This window comes from Actinospica durhamensis, assembly GCF_018139695.1.
GTDB lineage: Bacteria > Actinomycetota > Actinomycetes > Streptomycetales > Catenulisporaceae > Actinospica > Actinospica durhamensis.
Genome location: NZ_JAGSOG010000504.1, coordinates 1 through 2,524, shown reverse-complemented (window position 1 = coordinate 2,524; position 2,524 = coordinate 1). Strand labels below are relative to the sequence as shown.

At 67.2% G+C, this 2,524-nt stretch carries 3 protein-coding genes and 1 pseudogene; 3 read left to right on the top strand and 1 reads right to left on the bottom strand.

Annotated elements, in window-relative coordinates; all coding sequences use genetic code 11:
• The 3 genes and pseudogenes from KDL01_RS40465 to KDL01_RS40455 form a co-directional block, all read left to right on the top strand.
• Window positions 1-195 (top strand): annotated as a pseudogene (locus KDL01_RS40465) (aminotransferase class V-fold PLP-dependent enzyme); the annotation flags it as partial.
• A gap of 153 nt (window positions 196-348) precedes the next feature.
• Window positions 349-837: an SRPBCC family protein gene (locus KDL01_RS40460; RefSeq protein WP_212534024.1), complete on the top strand. Its 489-nt coding sequence runs from the start codon at window positions 349-351 to the stop codon at window positions 835-837.
• A 75-nt stretch (window positions 838-912) separates the two neighbouring features.
• Window positions 913-1,842, top strand: a complete 930-nt coding sequence (locus KDL01_RS40455) for an ArsR/SmtB family transcription factor (protein WP_212534023.1) — start codon at window positions 913-915, stop codon at window positions 1,840-1,842.
• Between the two features lie 85 nt (window positions 1,843-1,927).
• Here the strand turns inward: KDL01_RS40455 and KDL01_RS40450 are convergent, their stop codons facing one another.
• Complete coding sequence (locus tag KDL01_RS40450) at window positions 1,928-2,458, bottom strand: DUF402 domain-containing protein (RefSeq protein ID WP_368861749.1); 531 nt, start codon at window positions 2,456-2,458, stop codon at window positions 1,928-1,930.
• Between the last annotated feature and the right edge of the window lie 66 nt (window positions 2,459-2,524).

The window sequence follows — 2,524 nt, the reverse complement described above, 5'->3', positions numbered from 1 at the left end:
CCCCTGCCCGGCGTCGCCCCCACCCGCGAGGCAGGTATCGAACTGACCGACCGGCTCGCCGTCGAATACGCCATCGAATGCCCGGTCGACGCATGGAACGGACAAGCCCTGCTCCGCGTCTCCGCCCAGCTCTACAACAACATCGCCGACTTCGAACGCCTCGCCGCCGCCCTCAAGGACCTCCTCGCCCGATAAGAAACCTGCAACGTACGGGTTGCGCGTCCTCTCGCCATGTGCAACTATGGAGTTGCAGTTCCACGGGGAGTCGTCCTCGTCGACCCGCGGCGCCCGAGCCACAGCGCCGCGGATGGCGAAGGCGACGCACACCACCACACGAGGGGATTCACCATGTCGACCAACGACCGGATCGAGCGAGACGTCTACATCGCCGCCGACGCGGCCCGCGTCTGGGCCGTCCTCACCCAACCGCAACACGTCGGCACCTGGTTCGGCAACGGCGACCCTGCCGAAGTCGACCTGCGCCCCGGCGGCCGCATCGTCTTCGACCACGGCGACCACGGCAAACTCCCCGCCGTCATCGAGCAGGTCGACGAACCCAAGTCCTTCTCCTTCCGCTGGGCCGCCGACGACGCCGACTCCCGCGAGCCGACCGAAGCGAACGCCACCCTCGTCGAGTTCACCCTCACCCCCGAGCGCGAAGGCACCAGGCTGCGCGTCGTCGAGAGCGGATTCGCCCGAGTAGAGGCCGACCCGTCCGTGATCGAGCGCCGCTACAAAGCCAACGCCGGCGGCTGGGGCGAGGCCGTTCGAGGCCTGGCCGTCTACGCCGAGCAGCCCGAGGACGACGACGCCCTCGAGGAGGTGGACTCGATCTGAGCAACCAGCCGCCGGGGCGGGGGACCGACCAGCCAATCACCGCGGGAACAAGGACGACAGGAGGCGCCAGCGCCCATGACGCCACACAGCGCAGACCGGCAAAGCGCCGCACGGCAAAGCGCAGCGCGAGAAGGCGAGGCACGGCAAGGCGCGATACGCCAAGGTGAGGAGCAGCAAAGCGCGATGCGCCAAAGCGACGAGCAGCAGAGTGCTGCTCAGCGGCAAGGCGCGGGTGCGGGTGCGGGCGCGGAGAAGCGTCGCGCCGAGCAGCAGAATGCGGAACGCCAAAGCACAGCTCGACAGGACGCCGAGCAGCAGAGCGTGGAGCGGCAGAGCACAGCTCCGCAGAACACCGAGCAGCAGAGCACGAGCCGGCAAGACGAAGGCCGAGGTACAGCGCAGCACCACGCGGAGCAGCATCGCCCGAAGCAGCAGGCAGACACAGGCCCCACAAGCCACAAGCGACACGGGGCCGACCGCAAACCAGATGCCGAGTCACCCGGAGTATCCGCGGCGTCCGAAGCATTCGTGACATCCACGGCATCCGGAGCGGCCGAGGCGTCATTGGCATCCGGCGTGGCCGCGGCATCCGCAGTTTCCCCTGCATCCGAAGCGTCCAAATCGTCTGCGGTATCTGAAGCCTCCACAGCATCCAGACTCGCCAACCGATCGAGCCCGGCCGAAGACGCGCTGATCGAGATCGTGCTGGTGGCACTCGCCGACCCGATGCGCCGCCGCATCCTCAATGGCCTGTCCACCGCCGGCGGAGGCACCGCGACCACCCTCGCCGAACGCCTCCCCGTCACGCGCCAAGCCGTCGTCAAACACCTCGCCGTGCTCCAGCAAGCCGGACTCGTCGTCGGCCGAAAGATCGGTCGGGAAGTGCGCTACAGCGTCGCCCCGGCCCCGCTCGAGGACACGGCGCAGTGGATGAACGAACTGGCGTCGACCTGGGACAAGCCCCTGGCCGCGGTCAAGGCCCTCGCCGAGGGCCCATCCCGCTGACGCCACCGGAGCCACTGAAACCACCGAAGCAAGCGACTGAGGCCGCCGTCGCGATACATCGACGCAGCCTCACGTCCCGACTCCGTCAAGCAGCCGGGTCGCCCTCGTACTGCTCGACCTTGCTCAACCATTCGAAATAGGCCGACTGGAACGGCTCGGCGTCGCCGCCCACTGCAGGGAGCAGCGCGTCAGCAGAGTTTCGAGCAGCTTCGATCACGTTGGGAGGGTACGCATAACGCACTTGGTGCTCGAGGAATTCGTCCTCGTCGAGGATGATCGCCTGGCGGTCCTCACGGCGCCTGATCACATCCAGGTCGAGGTCCACCATGGTGACCTCATCCTCGGTGGGCCACTCCGGAACGGTGGTGATGTCGCAGTAGATCTCCGTCCGTCGTGGCGCGGTGTAGAAGGACGCCGTCCACCACTTGTCTCTGGGATAGAGCGACACGTGCGGCTCCGGGAAGGTCACCGGCGGCTCGTACCCGCGGCGCATCGTCAGCCCGGCCCCCCAGCCGAGCCACACGCCGAAGTCGTCCTCGCCCAGGCGGCGCATGACGCCGTTCCAGTGCAGCGAGCCGTCGTACTTGCGATAGGTGACGCGAATGAGATTACTCATGTCCATGAGCGTATCCAGGCCGGATCATGGGCGCGAAACAAATTGGGGACTGTCCCTTATACACAT

What these genes read in the sequence shown, in the direction of transcription:
- KDL01_RS40460 (WP_212534024.1), top strand. Translation starts at nt 349, where the DNA reads ATGTCGACCAACGACCGGATCGAGCGAGACGTCTACATCGCCGCCGAC.
- KDL01_RS40455 (WP_212534023.1), top strand. Translation starts at nt 913, where the DNA reads ATGACGCCACACAGCGCAGACCGGCAAAGCGCCGCACGGCAAAGCGCA.
- KDL01_RS40450 (WP_368861749.1), bottom strand. Translation starts at nt 2,458, where the DNA reads ATGAGTAATCTCATTCGCGTCACCTATCGCAAGTACGACGGCTCGCTG.